A 20,783-nucleotide genomic window follows, 5' to 3' on the forward strand; every position below is an offset into this window, starting at 1 on the left:
TTGATGATTGATGATTTTTTATTCTAATTATTAATATGTTAACGCTGCATATACTATTTAATAAAATTAAAAAAATGCTGTTTTTATTCCTGTTGATTTCTATTCGATACAGCTACTTTTACCGTTTGGTAATTTTTATTTACTGCTGTGATTACTCTTTCTCTAAACGAAAGTTCGAGTTCGCCATCTACCTGATTTAGTAAATCATCCGCATTGATTTTTACTTTTGATTTTTTCTTCGATGAATTCTCTGCAACAATTGTTTTTTCAGCTGAGTTTAATAATTGATCTACTGTTTCTTTTTTTGAATTCTCGACAACTGAAACCTGATTGTTTATTGATTGTTTTTCGTGATTATTTTTGATGATGACTGAAGACTCCGCTATTTGATTGTTTTCATTTTTAAGGTTTTTATTAGTTTCTGGATTAAGTTTATGCTGTTTTTTATTTGAGTTTTGAATTGATTCTTTTTGTGAAATTGCAACTTCTGTTTTAACTGTATTTGTTACTTTAAAAACCGGTTTTGCTACGGTATCTTTCTTTGTACTTTCCTCAATTACAACAGTATTTTTTAAATTTTCGGCTGGATTTTTCTGGTTATTAAAAAAGAACGTACCAACAAATAAAAAGCCTGCAACACTCGCTGCTATATACAGCCATTTATTTTTCTTTTGAGGCTGTTTTTTTTCTTCAGCAATACTCAGCATCGCATCTAATCGATCCCATGCTTTTTCACTCGGTTCGATTTTGCGCTGATTGAGTTTATCACGGAAATCCTTTTCAAAATTATTCGGTTCCATTTTCTTGTTTTTTTAAAATAGTAATTTGTGTTTGCAGCATTTTCCTTGCATGCGATAATTGCGATTTTGATGTTCCTTCATTAATTCCTAACATCTTTGCAATTTCATTGTGCTTATAACCTTCAATCGCATATAAATTGAAAACCATTTTGTATCCGTCTGGCAAAGCATCTATTAAAAACTGAATCTGTTCTACTGTAAACTGACTGTCGATTTCATTAAAACTCTCCTCAGTAAAAAATTCATCTTCGGCAAATTTTACTTTTTTCTGAACTCTTAAATATGAAATGCATTCGTTAACCATAATTCGGCGAATCCAGCCTTCAAAACTTCCTTTATGCTCAAAATTTTTCAGATTCGTAAACACTTTCATAAAAGCCGTTATCATTACATCTTCTGCCAGCTGAATGTCTTTTATATATTGACGGCACACGCTTAACATTTTTGAAGAATACTTACTATAAATTTGCTGCTGTGCCTGTCGGTTGTTTTCGACAGCCAGCTTTATGATTTTAGCTTCTTCCTGATGTAACTGAATAATTTTCATTAATAAGCGTTCAGATTTTGTTTTACTAACAGACTTCTATTAGCATAGACGAGATAAGTTTTAAAATGGTTGCATGTAGTAGAAAAAAATTCAAAAAATAAATTCAAAATCCCTTCAATCAAAACACTATACACTGATTTACAACGAAATAAAATTAATTATCTAATTGAAAAATTTTCTAATTATTTAATTACGGAAACTATTTCTTTCTTTCAATAACGTAATTCACCATCAAGATAAGTGCATCTTTGAATTCAGAATCCGGGTAATTTTCTAAAAGAGAAAGTGCTTCTTGTTGGAACTGCACCATTTTGTTTTCGGCGTAAGCCAGACCATTGTTGTTTTTTACAAAGGCAATCACTTCTTTGACGCGTTTCTTGTCTTTGTTATGGTTTTTAATGGAGTTGATCAGCCACTTTTTTTCCTGCGGGGAGCAGGTATTTAAAACATGAATTAAAGGCAAAGTCATTTTTTGCTCTTTAATATCGATTCCGGTTGGTTTTCCAATAGCTTCTTCGCTGTAATCAAATAAATCGTCTTTGATTTGAAAAGCCATACCGATAAGCTCTCCGAATTTACGCATATTTTCGACCTGTATATCATCCTCTTCGATTACTGATCTGGCACCAAGCGCACAACATGCAGCTATAAGAGTAGCCGTTTTTTTTCGGATAATTTCGTAGTAAACCTCTTCTGTAATATCAAGTCGGCGTGCTTTTTCGATTTGAAGCAATTCTCCTTCGCTCATTTCGCGGACAGCGACAGAAATAATTTTCAAAAGATCAAAATCGCCATTATCAATCGATAACAACAGTCCTTTTGAAAGTAAATAGTCTCCCACCAAAACCGCAATCTTATTTTTCCAGAGTGCATTGATAGAGAAAAATCCGCGTCGACGATTGCTGTCGTCAACCACATCGTCGTGTACTAAAGTTGCGGTATGAATCAGCTCAATTACTGAAGCACCACGATAGGTTCTCTCATTTACAGTACCTCCTGAAACCATTTTTGCAGTGAGAAAAACAAACATCGGACGCATTTGCTTTCCTTTTCGGTTTACAATATAATACGTAATACGATTTAACAATGCAACCTTTGAAGTCATGGATTCGTGGAACTTTTTTTCGAAAAGTTCCATTTCGCTAAAAATAGGCTGTTTTATTTGAGAAGTAATATTCATTTCGCTTTCAAATATACTATTTTAAATAAAAAAACGTTGTTTATTTAGGTTAGTATAACATTTTTTTATGCGCTAATTCTAAAAGATCACCAAAAAACATCTGATTCTAATACCTAATTTGAAGCTTACTATTAAAAAGAACTTAAATTATTTATTATGGATACAAAATTTATACTGCAGAACATATACAAATACAACCATTTCGTTTAAGAAACATTTTCTATTAGAAAAAATGCCGTAAATCTCATTTGCTGATTACAGCAACCTCATACTCATATAAATATCATCAAAGACGATGTAATTTTAGAAATAGATAAAAAAACAACCTTTTTTGCCCAAAATAAAAGCATTAAAAACAAGTACAATCTTGTCTTTAATGCTTTTATATTTTTAGGATTATTACCTTATCTATGCTTCTTTATTGGCCAATTGTCCACAAGCAGCATCAATATCTTTTCCGCGGCTTCGACGTACTTTTACTACTACTCCAATATTTTCCAACGCTTTTATATACGCCATAATAGATTCTTCTGAAGCCTGCTGGAACTCGCCATCATCAATTGGATTGTATTCTATCAAATTTACTTTGCAGGGAACATATTTGCAAAACTTAACCAAAGCATCGACTGAGGCTTTGTCGTCATTGATTCCTTTCCAGACTACATATTCGTATGAGATTTTGCTTTTGGTTTTCCTGTACCAGTATTCTAAAGCTTCGCGCAAATCTTTTAATGGAAAATTTTGACTGAAAGGCATAATTCGTGCACGAACTTCATCAATTGCAGAGTGAAGGGAAACTGCTAATTTGAATTTAACATCATCGTCGGCCATTTTTTTGATCATTTTAGGGATTCCGGAAGTGGAAACCATGATCCTTTTTGGCGACATTCCTAAACCTTCCGGAGAAGTAATCATGTCGATTGCTTTGATGACATTGTTATAATTCATCAAAGGCTCTCCCATACCCATGAAAACGATATTCGAAAGTGGATGATTATGATACAAACGGCTTTCTTTATCAATTGCCAGTACCTGATCGTAAATTTCACCCGGTTCCAGATTTCGCATACGCTTTAATCGGGCAGTGGCACAAAAATTACAATCCAGGCTACAACCGACCTGGCTGGAAACACAAGCTGTTGTTCTGGTTTCGGTAGGAATTAAAACAGACTCCACCACCAGACCATCGTGCAGACGAACAGCATTTTTTACAGTTCCGTCACTGCTACGCTGCATGGTATCAACCTTAATGTGATTGATTACAAAGTTATTTTCAAGCATCGCCCTGGTAGGTTTTGCCAGATTTGTCATGTCATCAAAGCTATGTGCTCCTTTACTCCACAACCATTCGTAAACCTGATTTCCACGAAACGCCTTGTCATTATTTGCTACAAAAAACTCCCGTAACTGATCTTTTGATAAGGCTCTTATGTCTTTTTTATCGATTTGCATGGTGCAAATTTAATCACTTTTGTTGTTTTTTGATGTTTTTTAGAGCCATACTTCCTTAAAAGCTCCATTTTTTAAGGTTATTTTAGGACAATCTCACTTTTTTAACCAAATAAAGGTCCTAAAAAACGCAAGAGAAATTCTAATACCATAATCACAATACGCACAAGCATTTAAATGCAAAACACAAATAGTTTCGTCATTCTGATTTGATTTATAAACATTCCGGCGTCATATTATATCGTTCTTTAAAACAATTCTGACTATGATTTTTATCATTTAATCTGCTGTGTATTCACAATACATTTGAATAAGAATTAAGGGGGATTATTTTTGATACAGGATTTCATCAAAGTATCAGAAAAAATCAATTCTTAATTAAATGATTAACGAATAAATCGATAAAAAATGAAAACTCTCAAATCTATTTTTTTAACAGTTCTCTGTTTAGGAATTACTTTTTACACCAATGCTCAAAAAAATTATACAGTTAATACAAAATCTAAATTTGAAGTTGCCGGAACTTCTACTATTCACGATTGGGTAATGAAATCAACAGACGGAACTGGCACAGCTAATTTAACAGTTAAAGATTCTAAACTGACTGACATAAACAGCCTGACAGTTATCTTACCTGCAGAGAGCCTTAAAAGCGGCAAATCAAGTATGGACGATGTGGCTTACGAAGCTTTAGATACAAAAACATACAAAAACATTAAATATGTTTTAAAATCTGCCGATAAAATAAATGAAACCGTATGGAACCTAAGCGGCGTATATACGATTTCTGGTGTCAGCAAAGAGTTCAAAACGCAGGTTAGCGTAACAGGCGTTAATGGAAACTTTGTTTTGAGAGGCTCTAACCAAATCACTTTTGCTGATTTTGGAATATCTCCTCCAACAGCAGCACTTGGAGTGGTAAGAACCGGAAAAGACCTGACTATTCTTTTCAACATTACTTTAAATGACTACACCCAAAGCGAAAATATTTTAGTAATTAAATAACCTTTAATCTTAAGTAAACTTAATCTACTACTTTCAAATGAACGGAGTCGAAAGCTTTTTATTCAAAAGAGCTTCGGCTCCGTTCTGATTTTCTGCACTTTAAAAACTGAATCTAATTCATCCCTTTTTTTTCTGAAAAAAAATTCAGCATCATTCCAAAAAAAATAAATTTTGGCACAAGAATTGTCTTGCACTCAAACGGAAAATAATCTTACAAAGAGCGCTTAATTTAAAAATTTGTACTTTTATTTTTTCAGCTTTATAACCTTTATATTTTATCAATTTTAAAAAATTAATTAATCATGAAAAAACAAATTTTAAGTTTAGCAGTTATCGCTTTATTGTCATTCGGTGTTCAGTCTTGTGAAGACAAAAAAGCAGATAAACCTGAAGATGAATTAACACTTGGAAACAAAGTAGATTCATTGACAACAGATATTGAAGAAGTAAAAGACAGTGCTGTTGTGAAAGCAGAAAACGCTGCAGAAAAAGCAAAAGCGGCTACCGAAGAGGCAAAAGAAAAAACTAAAGAGACGATGGAAGATGTAAAAGATGCTACTAAAAAAGGGGCTGAAAAGGTAGAGGCTGCGGCAAAAGCTGCAAAAGACGGAACAGTGAAAACTGCAAAAGATGTAAATGAAGCCCTGAAAAAATAATTTTATCAAAATTTCAAATAGAAGCCATCCATTTTCGGATGGTTTTTTTATGCCCGATAGTGAGCCTATATTTTGTATTTTTACAGCCAAATCTGAATATACTACAAGATGCATTTTATTTCACAAGACTTAGAAGATTATATTGAACAGCATTCTGAAAACGAACCGGAATTATTAGCAAAACTTAATAAAGAAACCTACCAGAAAATCCTCTTGCCAAGAATGTTAAGCGGACATTTTCAGGGGCGTGTTTTAAGTATGCTCTCTAAATTGATCCGGCCACTAAATATTTTGGAAATCGGGACTTATACCGGCTATGCCGCTTTGTGTTTGTGTGAAGGAATGCAGGAAAACGGACAGCTTCACACCATTGACATCAAAGAAGAGCTCGTTGATTTTCAGCGTAAATATTTTGATGCATCGCCATGGGGAGCACAAATTTTTCAGCATTTAGGTGAAGCCGTTGCTATTATTCCGACGCTGGATGTAAAATTTGATTTGGTTTTTATTGATGCTGATAAAGAAAACTATATAAATTACTGGGAAATGATTGTTCCGAAAATGAATAAAGGCGGAATCATTTTGTCTGATAATGTTTTATGGAGCGGGAAAGTTTTGGAGCCGGTTCACCCAAATGATGTAAGCACCAAAATACTTTTAGAATACAATTTACTTTTGAAAAATGATCCAAGAGTAGAAACGGTTTTATTGCCAATTCGCGATGGATTGACAGTGAGCAGGGTTTTATAAACTGAAGCTACTAAGATTCTGAGATGCTAAGCTTCTAAGTTTTTTAATAGCCTTTACTACAAAATTTAAAATGAAGAATTTAAGTCAGTTAGATACTGAAGGTTTTACAATTATTGATGCTGTTTATGATGAAGACGAAATTCAAAAATTAGTATCTATAATCGAATATAAAACGGAAAATAATCCAGAAGGTGCTACTTTCAGAAAATCTGGCGATTTATTTGCGATAAGACAATTTCATAACGAAATTCCCGAAACTTTGCCTTTAATATTCAACCAAAAATTACGGGATATTATAAAAAGCAATTTTGGAGAAAACTATTTTATAACCAAATCTATTTATTTTGACAAACCTGAAAAGTCGAATTGGTTTGTGGCGTATCATCAGGATCTGACTATTTCTGTCAATAAAAAAATTGAGGTTGAGAATTTTGAAAACTGGACTGTAAAACAAAACCAATTTGCGGTTCAGCCTCCTGCTGCAATTCTGGAAAATAATTTTACCATCAGGATTCATATTGATAAAACCACGAAAGATAATGGCGCTTTGAAAGTGATCAATAATTCGCATTCAAAAGGAATTCTAAGAATTGAGAAACTTGATTTCGAAAAAGAAAAAGAAACTATCTGCGAAGTTCAAAAAGGCGGCATTATGATCATGAAACCTTTGCTTTTTCATGCATCAAATAAAACTACCAACAACGAACGAAGAAGAGTTATTCATATCGAATTCAGTAAGCAGGAACTTCCGGAAGGATTAGAATGGAGTGAAAAAATGGTTTTACAGAATTAACGCCTTTTGAAAACAACTTCACTAGCCCGGATAGAAGCGACATCCTTTTGTGCCGGGGTTTGGCGCAAAAGATATAGCGTAGAGCCGGAAAAAGCTCCTGAAAATTATCCCGGAAAATATTTTGGCTTTAAATTTTGATATACTTTGAACATCAAAAATCCGAAAAGGGCTCCGAAGAAATAACCTGTAAGAATATCTCCCGGATAATGCAAACCTAAATAAATACGACTATAAGCGAAGATTAACGGCCATAAAAACAAAAATCCAAGGTATTTGAAATGGCGTTTTAAAACTAAAAACAAAAATGTAGCCACAGCCATAGTATTAGCAGCGTGCCCAGAGAAAAAACTATATGAACTACGGGATTGCACTACCCTGATGATGGTATTGATTTCAGGATTGTTACAAGGACGTAAACGTTGAAAAGTGTTTTTGAAAAGATTCGTTGTCTGATCTGTAAAGGCAATTAAAACAGCTATAAAAAGCAAGACATACAAAGTTTGCTTGATGCCTATTTTTTTATAAATAAGAAAAAATAAAAAGAGAAAAAAAGGCGTCCAGTATACTTGTTTGGTAATAATCAGCCAAAGTGGATCGAATGTTTCAGAACCTAAACTGTTAAGATACACAAGTAACGTAGTATCTATTTCCTGTATTTTTTCAAGCATATTACATTTGGCGTTTTATAGGTCCTGAGATGGAGTCGATATCTTCTTTTACTTTATTAATTTCTGTTGCAGTATCTCCCAGAAAGCTTCCGGAATCGCCTAGCAAATTAGCTTTCGCATCATTGATATGAGCGTTGATATCGCCTGTTATACCGGTCAGGGATTTTGTATCAAGACCATTTTCCTCGGCTCCTTTTTGAATCTCGTTTTTAATATCGTTCGTTGCATTTTTTAACTGCGCCATGGCTTTACCCATTGTACGGGCAATTTCAGGCACTTTGTCTGAACCAAAAAGCATTAGTACTATAAACATTATAAAAACTAATTCTCCTCCTCCTATACCAAACATAACTTTTATTTTTTTGTGTCACAAAGATATTAAATTTTGCAGGCACGTGTTTTAAAATTTACTTAAAAAAAAGACTCTTTACAGAGCCTTCTTAATTTTACATTTAGTCAAACTTTGATTTTTCCTCTACTTTTGGCCATGAATTGTTAGTTACATCTATGTCTGCCGTTAGTAATTTTGGATCTATCTGAATGCTCTTAATTCGTTTTTCAGTTGCATACACTTTTTTGGCTGACTCATTTCCTTTTCGCCAGATTTGTGCCGGATATTTATAATTATCTTTTGTTCCGTCTTCATAGGTGATTTCAACCAGAATAGGCATAATCATTCCGCCTGGTTTATTGAATTCTACTTCGTAGAAATATTTTGGTGATTTGATATTTGCTTTTTCCTCTGCTGTAAAAGTCTCATTTACATAATCAGCTAAAGACTTAAAATCTTCTACTTTTAAAGGTTTTTTCTTCGAAGCATCTACTTCTGCATTATCTCCAGAAACTAAATAAACAAAAGGTCCTTTTTCGTACCCGAAACGTCCTTTTCTAACTTTGACCTCTTTGAGATCTGCAGTTGGGGTATCAGAAACATAATATTGTTTTACATCTTTAATCCCAATATCTACAAAATCTGTTGAATAAAACCATCCTCTCCAAAACCAGTCTAAATCTACTGCAGATGCATCTTCCATTGTTCTGAAGAAATCTTCAGGGGTTGGATGTTTGAACTTCCATCTGTTGGCATAGGTTTTAAAAGCGTAATCAAACAATTCTCTCCCCATCACCACTTCTCTCAGGATATTAAGTCCTGTAGCCGGTTTTCCGTAAGCATTATTCCCAAATTGATGAATGGTTTCAGAGTTTGACATGATTGGTTCCAAAAATTTCTGGTCCCCGCTCATGTACGGAACAATATTCCGGGCCGGGCCGCGTCTAGAAGGGAATTTTGGATCCAGTTCCTGTTCTGCCATATATTGTAAAAATGAGTTCAAACCTTCATCCATCCAGGTCCATTGACGCTCATCAGAGTTTACAATCATCGGAAAAAAAGTGTGTCCTACTTCGTGAATTATTACACCAATCATTCCGTTTTTAACTTCCCTGCTTGTTTTACCATTTTCGTCAGGACGTCCGTAATTCCAGCAAATCATTGGATATTCCATACCCTGGTCTTCAGCTGAAACCGAAACTGCTTTTGGATACGGGTAATCAAACGTATGCGAAGAATAACTTTTTAAAGTATGCGCCACAGTCATTGTGGAAGTTTCTCCCCAAAGTGGATTTGCTTCTTTTGGATAAACTGATTCAGCCATTACAGTTCTGTTTCCAATTTTTACCGCCATGGCATCATAAATGAATTTTCTTGAAGAAGCAATTCCAAAGTCCCTTACGTTTTTCGCACTGAATTTCCATATTTTTTTCTTTTCAGAAAATCCTTTTTCAGCTGCTTCGGCTTCGGCCTGAGTAACAATTACAACCGGTTTATCAAATGATTTTTGAGCCTGCTCGTAACGTTTTACCTGTTCTGCTGTAAATACTTCTGACCTGTTTGTCAGTTCTCCGGTAGCGTTAATTACGTGATCTGCAGGAACTGTAATATTCACATCAAAATTTCCAAATGGCAATGCGAATTCTCCGCTTCCCCAAAACTGCATATTCTGCCATCCTTCAACATCATTATAAACTGCCATTCTTGGATAGAATTGAGCGATCACATATAATTTATTGCCGTCTTTCTCAAAGAATTCGTAACCAGAACGTCCTCCTTCTTTTTGATAATTATTAATGTTGTACCACCATTTTATAGCAAACGAAATCTTTTCTCCTGGTTTTAAAGGTTTATCAAGGTCGATTCGCATCATGGTTTCATTGATTGTATAAGACATCGGATTTCCTTTCAAATCCTTCACATATTCAATATTAAAACCACGTTCCAGGTTTTTTTTCAGATACTTGTCAGAAAAACTTCCTAATGGAAATACCTGATTAATTTTTTCTCCTTCTGCCAAAGTTGACTGTGTATTCGCTTTAGCCTGATTCTGATCCAGCTGGATCCATAAATATTCAAGACTGTCTGGTGAATTATTAGAATACGTAATCGTTTCAGATCCGCTTAATTTTGAATTTTTATCATCTAATTCGATATCAATCTTGTAATCTGCCTGTTGTTGATAATAAGCAGGGCCTGGGGCACCAGATGCCGTTCGGAACATATTGGGTGTAGCCATCAAATCATACATTTGGCTAAACTTGTTCGTATCATACTTTCCCTGTTGTTTTGGAGCAACAGTCGTATTTTTTTCCTGAGCAAATAGCATAGCAGGAAAAAGCAATAGTAATGAAAGTCTTTTCATGTGCAGAATTTATTATTTTTATTGGTCATATGTAATTTGCATATCATGGTTAGTAATTGAAACCCACTCCTGAATGTTGCTCATTTCATAACTATTTTTGGAATTTTGTGAAGCCGTGAAAATAATAATTAAAACAACAATCTTACTAAGTTCATTAATACTTTAACACTTCTTTCCTTGAAGATTCTGTAAAAAGAACACTTCTTTTAGTACCAAATGCTGAAATATGTGTAATATTTTGCTGTTCAGCATTCCAGTCTGTTAAAATAGTGTTTGTAATTTCTAATGTCTTGAGTTTTTCAACTCCGGTAATTTTCGAAAAGCAAACTAAAACATCATCTGCTTCCAGCTCTTTAGATAAAAAAATAATGGTTTTTGGCTGACCGCTTATTTTAATACTGAAATTTTCTGAGAGGTATCTTTTTAGCAAATCAAGATCTGCCTGGGTTTCTTTTTCAGTTCCAATATATGTTTTTTTATGGTACTTTTTTTCGATTCCGTTATTCAGGTCATCCACAAATATCCTTGACGTAATCTGGATCATTTTTTTTTCAGCTACATAATTCACCTGAAAAATGCCCATGTAAAATTTATGAAACACAAAAGATGATAGTGATAAAAATAGTATTCCGATTAAGAAATAAGTGGCATTTTTTTTCATTTCTTATGTACCTCTGCTTTTTTGAAGTCTTTGTTTTTATTGATCATAAAATCCATTAATTCAAATTTTTGATCTTCTTTTAAATGCCTTTTAGATTCAGAGTCATTAGAGCAATACATTAAAAACAAATCAATCTCATCTTCTTTTAAGCCTAATGTTTTGGTATAAAAATCCTTAGTAAAATTATCTTTTGCATATGCAACAAAAGCTATATCAGTTATAACTTCCTCCTGAACCTCTTTATCTTTACTAAGCAGCTTTTTCAAATCTTTAAAAATTCGGACAAAATCAGTTCCGTATTTAATGGTCTGATCAGAATACATTGCTTTATTTTCAGGGGTTGACTGGCTATCATCTTCAAACTGCGTATCAACAATGCCCTGAGAACCGCCCTGTAGTGATTTTACTTTTAATTCTTTATGGACCAAAACTTCTTTTAATTCAACATTTACTAAATCCAAAGAGACTGAAAAAAGCTCTTCTGCACAGTCTTTTTCTGTTAGCACTATTTTTTTAGACTGAAAAGACATGCCTGTGAACAATAAGGTATCTTTAGGTCTTGCCATAATATCAAACAATCCTTGTGGGCCTATAAATGTTCTTTTATTCGCATTTATATTCATTACATTGCCTGTTTCGATGGGGATAGCGCTGTTAATTACCTGACCATGTAAAGGTTTCCTTGAATTCGTCTGACCTGTTATAAATTGACAAAATAAACAGACTACAAATATTCCTAATTTATTTTTCATTTTCTATGATTTTTAGATATTCCTGAGCAAGACCTGTTATTAAAAACATACTCATTGTTTTGTTCTTAGTATTCAAAGATACAGCAAATTCAGGACTTTCCACGCAATAAAGCTGAAATCCTTTAATATGTTCTAACGGAATTTTAAGTCGATCTGTATAATAATTTTCCTCAAAGAGATATTCTAATTTTCTAAAAAGAACCTCTTTCTTCTCAATTTTAGCCTCTTTTTTCAGCATGGCAGTTCTTCCCGAAATAGAATTTAGTATTTTATCCACTGAGGTTGATGTTGCGGTATAAATTTTTCTTTCAGCCGGAGTATATTTTTTTTGCCCATACGGAATAATTCCGAGGTTTTCTGCTGTAATATTGGCATTCTCATTTACAATCACTTCTTTCAACTCAATTTCTTTTGCTGACATTTTTATACGAAGTATTTTTTCTTGTAAATCTTCAGCACCAATCCGACGTTTTAACGGTTCTAAATTTACTGAAGAAAAAACCAAAACATCTCCTTCTTTTGCTACGATAGAAAACAATCCGTTTACATCTGAAACCGCCGTAACCTGTGTATTATTATTAATAATGTTTACACCATCAACAGGAGTAGACTGCTCAAGAATCTGACCCTGGATTTCTTTAGCACCAGAAGTTTGCCCAAAAGAAACCTGAACAATAAAAATTAGAATGATATATAGTATATTATTTAGCTTCACCTGCAATTATTTCTTTGTATTTAACTGCTAATTCTCCCAGTAAAAACTCTGTAGAGGTTTTATTTTTTGAATTCAGGATTTTAGTAAAGCTTTCGTTTTCGACAACATAATATTCAAATCCTTTTACATACTCGACAGGTATTTTTAACCTGTCAACAAAATGATCGAGTGTAAACATATTCTCCAGGAGCCGCATAAAAAATTCTTTTTTCTCAACAGCCACTTCTTTTTTTAACATTGCCGTACGTCCTGATAAAAAATTAAACAACGGATCTGCAGAAATTGAACCTCCAGCCATTGTTCCCGCATTAGCAGTAGGATTTAAAGCAGTAGCGGTTTGTAATTTTCTCTCTGCCGGCGTGTAGCTTTTCTGCCCCGACGGCACAATACCTAATGCCACAGAATTAATATTATCAAAGCGTTTAATGATCACTTCCTGCAACTGATGCATCAGAAGGTTTAATTTCACTGTAAAATCAAGTGCTGAAAAATTTTCCGGCGTTAATAAAACTCTGTTTTCTTTAAACTGAATCGATGAAAAAACAAGTGTATCCCCACTTTTAGCCATTATAGAAAAATATCCATCAGCAGTAGTATTTACCATTGCCTCAGTCTGCGCATTAATAACATACACCCCTTCCAGATCATTTGTATTTGAAATAATTCTTCCTTTTAAAACAGTACGTTCTCCATGCTGAGACCAGCCAGTCTGAAACAAAAACAATACTAAAAAACAAATAATCTTGCCTATCAAAATAAAAAAATTAGAATTATTCTTAAAAATGTAAAAATATCCTAATATGTTCCAAATTACTATTAATGGCTTTATAAAAATATGTTAATTAAAATCAGCTTTTTAACAGTGGCAATTTCCATTTTTAATATCTTTAAACCTAAAATCATTTAGAATTTTATGAAAAATGTTATTATTGCAAGTACTTCTACTTTACACGGAAGTAGTTATTTAGAATATTTGCTACCCACCCTGCAATCCCATTTTACAAACTGCAAAACTATTTTATTCATTCCTTATGCACGCCCGGGCGGAATTTCTCATAAAGAATACACGCAAAAAGTGGCTGCTGTATTTCAAACCATCAATATTTCAGTAAAAGGAATTCATGAATTTGAAAACCCAGAAACAGCTATAAAAAATGCCGAAGGAATATTTACTGGCGGAGGAAACACCTTTTTATTGGTTACGCAATTATACAAAAACAATATCATGCAGCTTCTTTCTGAAACAGTGAAAAACGGAACACCATATCTGGGAACGAGTGCCGGAAGTAATATTTGCGGACTTTCGATGCAGACAACCAATGACATGCCTATCGTCTACCCTCCAAGTTTTCAAACTTTAGGATTAATTTCTTTTAATCTCAATCCACATTATCTTGATGCTGATTCTCAGTCAACCCATATGGGAGAAACACGCGAGCAACGCATACAGGAATTCCACGCGTTTAATACGATTCCGGTTTTAGGACTGAGAGAAGGAAGCTGGCTTGAAGTAAAAGGAGAAAAAATTACTTTGAAAGGAAGTTTGTCAGCCCGGTTATTTCGACAAAATCAGCTTCCAACAGAATTAGAGCCGGAAAGTGATCTGACTGGTTTAAAATAAGTATATAAAACAAAAAATCCTCAAACAGCTTGTTTGAGGATTTTTAAGAGCGAAAGACGAGGCTCGAACTCGCGACAACCAGCTTGGAAGGCTGGAGCTCTACCAACTGAGCTACTTTCGCATTAACAGGGTGCAAATATAAATAATTAAATTATTTAAAAAAATAAAAAACTAAATTATTTAAATTTAAAATCTAAACCTAAGTTTCGATTAGAGCGAAAGACGAGGCTCGAACTCGCGACAACCAGCTTGGAAGGCTGGAGCTCTACCAACTGAGCTACTTTCGCATTACTGTGGTGCAAATATAAAAAATAAGTAAGCTTTAAAACAAGCTTTTTTTGAAAAAAAATAAATTAAAAATCACTATTTTTAGTAATCTATTTAAAATTAAAATGTTATAGCTTTGTTTTTTTATTCCAAACATGACATTAATTAAAGAAATATCCTCTCAGGAAACTTTTATTTTACGACATCCTGTCCTTAGAAAAGGAAAACCCATCGAAACCTGCATTTTTGAAGGCGATGATTTACAAACAACACATCACTTCGGATTATTTGATAATTCAGATTTAATAGGAATAATTTCGTTATTCCTTAAAACCAATACTATATTTGCAGAAAATTTACAAGCACAGATTCGCGGCATGGCTATTGCAGAAGCACATCAGAAAAAAGGCCATGGAGAAGCTCTTGTTAAACATTGTGAAGCATACTGTATTTCAAACGGATTCACTTTAATATGGTTTAATGCCAGAGCGACCGCTGTTGGTTTCTATAAAAAAATGGGATACGAAGTCAAGGGAAACTCTTTTGACATCCCTGACGTTGGAGAACATTATTTAATGTACAAAAAAATATAAAATGAATAAATTTTACTTATTGTTTCTATTGTTTGCTTTTATAAGTTGTAAAAAAGAACAAAAAGATACCCCTAAAATAAAAAAAGCGTTACCTGCCATTGTGATTACAGATGCAAGGACAGTTGACATAGATACTGCTCTTATAAATGCATATAAAAGTGAAACATTAAAACAATTTTATCTTTCATCTGATAATAAAACCATTTGGGGGAATCTTAAAAAAAGAACCTACGTCTTGTCACAACTGAAAAAATCAGATGAATTAGGCCTGAATCCAAATGATTATCGGGTAAAAAAGATGGATGTTTATGAAAAACAAATTGACAAATTAAATAATAAACAGCTCGCTGAATATGATCTGTTGCTTACACATAATTTTGAAAAATATGTGACCCATTTATATGAAGGAAAATTAAATCCTAAGTATTTATATCGTGACTGGGCACTTGAAGACAAGGATTTAGATATCAATGCTGTGTTAGTAAAAAGTTTCAATCGTAATACTTTAGATAGTTTGGTTGAAAATATTCAGCCAAAAACTGAAACTTACAAACAATTACTGAAAGCCTTGAAACTTGTCAATGATTTTCCTTCTGATAATGTCAAATTAATTGAATCAGCAGAAAAAATAAAACTAAATGATACTAATATTGCTTTAATAAACATTAAAAAGAGGCTTTTTTACTGGAATGACATGTCAGGAAAAGACAGTTTGACAAAAATCTATGACAACAAAACATTTGAAGCTGTAAAAAAATTCCAGACTCGACACGGATTAGTTGCTGACGGGGTTATTGGAGCCAGCACTATTCATCACCTAAATTTTTCTAAAGAAAAAAGAAGACATCAAATTATTGCAAACTTAGAACGCTGGAGATGGTATCCGAACGAACTAGCAGAAAATTACTTTATAGTAAATATTCCTGATTTTAAATTACATGTTGTAGAAAATAATGATACGACAGCTGTGAGAAATGTTGTTGTTGGAACCAGTAAAAGAAGAACACCGGTTTTAACATCTACGCTTAAAAGTATTGTTTTCAACCCAACGTGGACAGTCCCGCCTACTATTTTAAAAGAAGACGTTGTTCCTGCAATGAAGCGTAATCGAAATTATTTAAAAAACAAAAATATCACGATTTATGACAGAGCCGGACACGAAGTCGACCCTGCAAACTGGAACATCAACAAGCCCAGAAGCTATCGATATATCCAAAAACCGGGTTATTACAACTCACTTGGGTTAATAAAAATTATGTTCCCTAATAATTATAGCGTGTATTTGCACGACACCAATCACAGAAATTACTTTGAAAGAAGCAACCGTTCTTTAAGTTCCGGCTGTGTGCGTGTTGAAAATCCTTTAGAATTAGCACAGCATATTTTAGACGATTCTAAAAACTGGTCTAAAGAAAAAATAGATACTATTATTGCACGTAAAAAGACAACCAGTATTAGAATTACCAAGAAATACAAATTATACCAATGGTACTGGACTGCCTGGAGTCAAAAAAATCAGTTAATTTTTAGATACGATGTCTATGATCTTGATGAAGACTTATATTCTAAATTAAGAAATTAGTTCTTGTCCCATCACAAAACTTCTTGACGGATGATAGATATACAGACATGACTTACCTTTTATGGTCTGAATAATATCGTCTGTCAATTCAACAGGAACTGCAGGGCAACCCTGGCTTCTGCCTAATCTTTTATGGGCTCTGATAAAAGATTCAGAAACATAATCGGCACCATGCATTACAACACCTCTTTTACGGGCCTGATCATTTATGCCTCTTTCTAAACCATCTAATCGCAATGAAGCGCCATGTTTACCCTGATAAATTTCACCCGTAGCATAAAAGCCGAGACTGCTTTTAAATGAAGAATTTACATTTGAAAATGCAGAAGCAAACTCTTCGCCTGTATTCCTGCCGTGAGCAACAAGAGACTGGAACAGAATTGTATTAGAAGACAAATCGATTACCCAAAGACGTTTTAGATTTGATGACAAACTAAAATCAATTAAAGTCAATATATCTTTTTGGATAACCCCTTTTTCTTTCAATAAGTAAAACCCTTTTAAGGCTTCAGTAAATGTTTTTAGTTCCGGAAGAACAAAACTATTTGTATTTAATGTGTTATAAATACTCTCAATTTTAGTATCAATTACAGAACGTTTTTCAACTTTTGCGATACTCATTGCTGTTACATTTTTAGTTTCAGCAGTATTTTTAGAATCTGTACCAAATGACAAAAACAAAAACAGAATTGCGGGATAAATCTTATAAATCATTGATTTCGTTTAGGTTATACATAATTTGAGGTAGGACAAATGTAAAACTTATTTATAATTATGTAACACTATATCACTAAATTAGGTGATATTTATTCAAACTTTAACAATTAATCGCAATAGAAGTTAATGAAACTTAAACATTTGATTATTTTTTTGCAGGAATTTACCTTGATTTTAAAATATCTTCAATTATATCAATATCAATCTGCATAAAAAGCTTTTCAAACACAGTTCTAATCAATGAAGAGGTTTAAAAACAACTTTGACATAATATTATTTGTCTATTGATAGTTTAAAACCAAATTGGGTTATGCATTAATTTTAAAAAATAAAGGCTTCTTCAATTAAATTATTATTTTTTTATCCTGTTCATTTTATAAAGCATAATTGTAGCAATCACTACTTGCGTGTTTTATAAATGGTTTATCTTTGCCAAAAACTAAAAACCAATGAACAAAAAAGTAATACTTATGATTTTAGATGGTTGGGGAAAATCTCCTGACCCTAAAGTATCTGCAATAGACAATGCAAATGTTCCTTTCATAAACAGCCTGTACCAACATTACCCTAGCGCTCAGCTTCGTACCGACGGATTAAACGTAGGTTTACCGGAAGGCCAAATGGGAAACAGCGAAGTAGGTCACATGAATCTTGGCGCCGGAAGAATTGTTTACCAGGATCTGGCTAAAATAAATTTAGCAGTAGCACATCAGACGCTTGCAAAAGAACAAGTTTTGGTTGATGCTTTTACTTATGCTAAAGAAAACAATAAAAAAGTACACTTTTTAGGATTAGTATCTGATGGAGGCGTACATTCTCATACCTCACATTTACGCGGACTTATTGATGCTTCTCAGGAATATGGTTTAGAAAATGTATTTGTTCACGCCTTTACTGACGGACGTGATGTTGATCCAAAATCAGGAGCTAAATACATTCAGGATTTAGAAAACCATATTAAAGATACTCCTGTAAAAATCGCCTCAATTGTGGGTCGTTATTACGCAATGGACCGTGACAAACGCTGGGAGCGTGTAAAACTGGCTTATGATCTGGTTGTAAATGCAGTAGGAACTCCTTCAAGAAACGCTGTTGCAAGTATTCTTGAAAGCTATTCAAAAGATATTACTGATGAATTTATTGAACCAATCGTAATGGTTGATGAAAACGAAAAACCATTAGCTACAATTGTGGAAGGTGATGTCGTAATATTCTTCAATTTCAGAACCGACAGAGGCCGTGAACTTACCGAAGCACTTTCGCAGCAGGATTTCCATGAGCAAAACATGCACAAATTAAACTTATATTATGTAACGCTTACCAACTACGATGAAACGTATTTAAACGTAAAAGTTGTTTACAATAAAGATAACATTACTGAAACGCTTGGTGAAGTTTTAGAAAAAGCCGGCAAAAAACAAATTCGTATCGCCGAAACGGAGAAGTATCCACACGTAACCTTTTTCTTCTCAGGAGGAAGAGAAGTGCCTTTTGAAGGAGAATCACGTATTTTAAGAAACTCACCAAAAGTAGCCACTTACGATTTACAGCCAGAGATGAGTGCTTATGAATTAACTGATGCCCTTGTTCCGGAATTAAATAAAGGAGAAGTAGATTTTGTTTGTTTAAATTTTGCCAACGGTGATATGGTTGGACACACGGGAATCATGGAAGCAGCAATTAAAGCTTGTGAGGCTGTTGATGCCTGTGCAAAACAAGTAATTGAAGCTGCTCTTGCAAACAATTATACAACCATTGTAATTGCCGATCACGGTAACTGCGAAACCATGATTAATCCTGATGGAAGCCCAAATACAGCACACACAACAAATCCAGTGCCGATTATTCTGGTTGACAAAGAATTAAAAAATATTCAAAATGGCGTTTTGGGCGATATTGCACCTACTATTTTAGAATTAATGGGCGTTCCACAACCTGAAGCAATGACTTGTCATTCATTATTATAGAAAACCACTTATTTTATTTTAATAGTAGAGAGACAAGTTTTAGGATTTGTCTCTCTTCGCTTTTATTTACATTACAAAATAATGGTAAATCCATTCTACACCATAAATTATAAGACCGATAAATCCGCCCACTAAAGTTCCGTTGATACGGATGTACTGAAGATCTTTTCCAATTTCAAGTTCTAATTTTTCAGAAACTTCTTTTCCGTCCCAGCTTTTTACGGTAGAGGAAATTAAATCACCTATCACCTTTTTATTATTCAGAAGAACAGAAAGCAAATCATTTTTGATGAAATTATTGATTTTATCAACCATTACAGCATCTTCTTTCAGTCCGTTTCCGAAGTTCTGAATCATACCCGCAATATTTTCTCTGATGGAAGACTCCTCGCCTTTCTCCAAATCATTTGTAATAGATAATTTTATTTCATCCCAGATTCCGTTAATGTAATCCTGAACTTCTTTTTTACCGGCAAAACCAACAATCAGATTATTGATTTTGATTCGCATCTCTTCCGAGTTTTTTACTTTATGGAGAAAATCAGAAATGTATTCATCTATTTTAATTCTAACAGCACTTTCCGGATTTTTGGCTTCATCAAGAAATTCCTGCAACCCATTAAAAATACCTTCTGTAATGCTTTTATCGGCAAGCCCAAAACTTAAAAAAGGTGTAGATTGCTTTACTTTCTTTCTAATTAAATCTTTATTATCACTTAGTTCATCACTCATCACTTCAAGGAGATTGGTCAATAATTGATCTTTCACACTCCCCTTCTGCAGCGGTTCCAATGCCAGTGCCACCCAGTCTCCAAAATTAATTGCTTCTAGTTTTTCCTTAAACTGAACCTGAATGAATCGCTTTACATCTTCATCTTTTATTGTTTTCAGAACACCCGGAATAAGGTTTAATGCTATAGCATCTGCAACTTTATTGGCATTTTCTTCCTGCGAAAGCCAGTCAGAAGCTTTTGTCGCAAAATTGAATTCGTCTAACTTCATTTCCAGCTTTTCACGATTCAGAAATTCTTCAGAAACAAAACTTCCTAAATTTTCACCAATCTCATTTTTTTTAGTTGGAATAATTGCCGTATGCCAGATTGGGATTCCCATAGGATGACGAAATAAAGCCACAACTGCAAACCAGTCGGCAATTCCGCCCACCATCGCCGCTTCGCTGAAAGCCTGCAGCATCGGAATTTTAAAATAAATGGCAATGATAAATAACAGAACAGCTACACCCAAAAGTGCCAAAGCGTTTCGCTTCATTTTTCGAAGGGCTTGCACTTTATCAATATCCTGATCTACAATGGTTTTCATAATAAACAAGGTTTTATTACTAATTTATGCTTTTTTTCTGAAAT

21 protein-coding genes and 2 tRNA genes are annotated in these 20,783 nt (G+C 33.8%); 8 read left to right on the forward strand and 15 right to left on the reverse strand.

Features of this window, described 5'->3' with window-relative positions:
- Positions 1-83 precede the first annotated feature (83 nt).
- From K8B81_RS03710 to rlmN, 4 genes are all read right to left on the reverse strand, one after another.
- Positions 84-800 carry a hypothetical protein gene (locus tag K8B81_RS03710; protein WP_223678956.1) on the reverse strand — a complete coding sequence of 239 codons (717 nt, stop codon included), beginning with the start codon at positions 798-800 and terminating at the stop codon, positions 84-86.
- Positions 787-1,347 carry an RNA polymerase sigma factor gene (locus K8B81_RS03715; protein WP_025572547.1) on the reverse strand — a complete coding sequence of 187 codons (561 nt, stop codon included), beginning with the start codon at positions 1,345-1,347 and terminating at the stop codon, positions 787-789. Before K8B81_RS03715 ends, K8B81_RS03710 begins: the two co-directional genes overlap by 14 nt.
- 199 nt (positions 1,348-1,546) lie before the next feature.
- Entirely contained in the window at positions 1,547-2,527 is a 981-nt protein-coding gene (locus tag K8B81_RS03720) for a polyprenyl synthetase family protein (protein ID WP_223678958.1), read from the reverse strand.
- Between the two features lie 408 nt (positions 2,528-2,935).
- Positions 2,936-3,979 carry a 23S rRNA (adenine(2503)-C(2))-methyltransferase RlmN gene (rlmN, locus tag K8B81_RS03725; protein ID WP_223678967.1) on the reverse strand — a complete coding sequence of 348 codons (1,044 nt, stop codon included), beginning with the start codon at positions 3,977-3,979 and terminating at the stop codon, positions 2,936-2,938.
- 405 nt (positions 3,980-4,384) lie between these two features.
- Between rlmN and K8B81_RS03730 the strand changes: the two genes are divergently transcribed.
- From K8B81_RS03730 to K8B81_RS03745, 4 genes are all read left to right on the forward strand, one after another.
- On the forward strand, positions 4,385-4,981 hold the full coding sequence (locus K8B81_RS03730; protein WP_223678969.1) for a YceI family protein: 597 nt from the start codon (positions 4,385-4,387) through the stop codon (positions 4,979-4,981).
- A gap of 302 nt (positions 4,982-5,283) precedes the next feature.
- A complete protein-coding gene (locus tag K8B81_RS03735; RefSeq protein ID WP_223678971.1) occupies positions 5,284-5,637 on the forward strand; it encodes a hypothetical protein in 354 nt (117 codons plus the stop codon).
- 108 nt (positions 5,638-5,745) lie between these two features.
- On the forward strand, positions 5,746-6,387 hold the full coding sequence (locus tag K8B81_RS03740) for an O-methyltransferase (protein WP_223678973.1): 642 nt from the start codon (positions 5,746-5,748) through the stop codon (positions 6,385-6,387).
- 70 nt (positions 6,388-6,457) lie between these two features.
- On the forward strand, positions 6,458-7,180 hold the full coding sequence (locus K8B81_RS03745) for a phytanoyl-CoA dioxygenase family protein (RefSeq protein ID WP_223678975.1): 723 nt from the start codon (positions 6,458-6,460) through the stop codon (positions 7,178-7,180).
- A gap of 104 nt (positions 7,181-7,284) precedes the next feature.
- Here the strand turns inward: K8B81_RS03745 and K8B81_RS03750 are convergent, their stop codons facing one another.
- The 7 genes from K8B81_RS03750 to K8B81_RS03780 form a co-directional block, all read right to left on the reverse strand.
- Positions 7,285-7,848 (reverse strand): phosphatase PAP2 family protein, encoded by a 564-nt coding sequence (locus tag K8B81_RS03750; RefSeq protein ID WP_025572872.1) that lies wholly within the window; start codon positions 7,846-7,848, stop codon positions 7,285-7,287.
- A 1-nt stretch (position 7,849) separates the two neighbouring features.
- A complete protein-coding gene (locus K8B81_RS03755) occupies positions 7,850-8,197 on the reverse strand; it encodes a Sec-independent protein translocase subunit TatA/TatB (protein ID WP_025572873.1) in 348 nt (115 codons plus the stop codon).
- 103 nt (positions 8,198-8,300) lie between these two features.
- A complete protein-coding gene (locus tag K8B81_RS03760; RefSeq protein WP_223678977.1) occupies positions 8,301-10,544 on the reverse strand; it encodes a M1 family metallopeptidase in 2,244 nt (747 codons plus the stop codon).
- Positions 10,545-10,698: 154 nt separating this feature from the next.
- Positions 10,699-11,205 carry a DUF6702 family protein gene (locus K8B81_RS03765; protein WP_223678979.1) on the reverse strand — a complete coding sequence of 169 codons (507 nt, stop codon included), beginning with the start codon at positions 11,203-11,205 and terminating at the stop codon, positions 10,699-10,701.
- A complete protein-coding gene (locus K8B81_RS03770) occupies positions 11,202-11,957 on the reverse strand; it encodes a hypothetical protein (RefSeq protein WP_223678981.1) in 756 nt (251 codons plus the stop codon). The genes K8B81_RS03765 and K8B81_RS03770 overlap by 4 nt, the downstream gene beginning before the upstream one ends.
- Complete coding sequence (locus K8B81_RS03775; RefSeq protein WP_223678984.1) at positions 11,947-12,672, reverse strand: carboxypeptidase-like regulatory domain-containing protein; 726 nt, start codon at positions 12,670-12,672, stop codon at positions 11,947-11,949. The genes K8B81_RS03770 and K8B81_RS03775 overlap by 11 nt, the downstream gene beginning before the upstream one ends.
- Complete coding sequence (locus tag K8B81_RS03780; protein ID WP_223678986.1) at positions 12,659-13,426, reverse strand: peptidase associated/transthyretin-like domain-containing protein; 768 nt, start codon at positions 13,424-13,426, stop codon at positions 12,659-12,661. The genes K8B81_RS03775 and K8B81_RS03780 overlap by 14 nt, the downstream gene beginning before the upstream one ends.
- Positions 13,427-13,585: 159 nt before the next feature.
- On the opposite strand from K8B81_RS03780, the gene pepE reads away from it, so the two are divergent.
- Positions 13,586-14,293 carry a dipeptidase PepE gene (pepE, locus tag K8B81_RS03785; RefSeq protein WP_223678988.1) on the forward strand — a complete coding sequence of 236 codons (708 nt, stop codon included), beginning with the start codon at positions 13,586-13,588 and terminating at the stop codon, positions 14,291-14,293.
- A gap of 48 nt (positions 14,294-14,341) precedes the next feature.
- Here the strand turns inward: pepE and K8B81_RS03790 are convergent.
- Both K8B81_RS03790 and K8B81_RS03795 read right to left on the reverse strand, forming a co-directional pair.
- A tRNA-Gly gene (locus tag K8B81_RS03790) sits at positions 14,342-14,414 on the reverse strand.
- A 93-nt stretch (positions 14,415-14,507) separates the two neighbouring features.
- Positions 14,508-14,580 (reverse strand) — tRNA-Gly (locus tag K8B81_RS03795).
- A 135-nt stretch (positions 14,581-14,715) separates the two neighbouring features.
- Here K8B81_RS03795 and K8B81_RS03800 point away from each other — a divergent pair.
- Together K8B81_RS03800 and K8B81_RS03805 are read left to right on the forward strand one after the other, a co-directional pair.
- Positions 14,716-15,153, forward strand: a complete 438-nt coding sequence (locus K8B81_RS03800) for a GNAT family N-acetyltransferase (RefSeq protein WP_223678990.1) — start codon at positions 14,716-14,718, stop codon at positions 15,151-15,153.
- Position 15,154: 1 nt separating this feature from the next.
- The gene (locus tag K8B81_RS03805) at positions 15,155-16,735 is read left to right on the forward strand and encodes a L,D-transpeptidase family protein (protein WP_223678992.1); all 1,581 of its coding nucleotides are present in this window, start codon (positions 15,155-15,157) and stop codon (positions 16,733-16,735) included.
- On the opposite strand, the gene K8B81_RS03810 is transcribed toward K8B81_RS03805, so the two are convergent.
- Positions 16,724-17,449: a murein L,D-transpeptidase catalytic domain family protein gene (locus K8B81_RS03810; RefSeq protein WP_025571822.1), complete on the reverse strand. Its 726-nt coding sequence runs from the start codon at positions 17,447-17,449 to the stop codon at positions 16,724-16,726. The two genes, K8B81_RS03805 and K8B81_RS03810, sit on opposite strands and share 12 nt — an antisense overlap.
- 452 nt (positions 17,450-17,901) lie before the next feature.
- Between K8B81_RS03810 and gpmI the strand changes: the two genes are divergently transcribed.
- Positions 17,902-19,419, forward strand: coding sequence for a 2,3-bisphosphoglycerate-independent phosphoglycerate mutase (gpmI, locus tag K8B81_RS03815; RefSeq protein ID WP_025571821.1), 1,518 nt, complete (start codon positions 17,902-17,904; stop codon positions 19,417-19,419).
- 66 nt (positions 19,420-19,485) lie between these two features.
- On the opposite strand, the gene K8B81_RS03820 is transcribed toward gpmI, so the two are convergent.
- The gene (locus K8B81_RS03820; protein WP_223678994.1) at positions 19,486-20,739 is read right to left on the reverse strand and encodes a DUF445 domain-containing protein; all 1,254 of its coding nucleotides are present in this window, start codon (positions 20,737-20,739) and stop codon (positions 19,486-19,488) included.
- Between the last annotated feature and the right edge of the window lie 44 nt (positions 20,740-20,783).

The organism is Flavobacterium hibisci (genome assembly GCF_020026925.1).
Classification (GTDB): Bacteria; Bacteroidota; Bacteroidia; order Flavobacteriales; family Flavobacteriaceae; genus Flavobacterium; species Flavobacterium hibisci.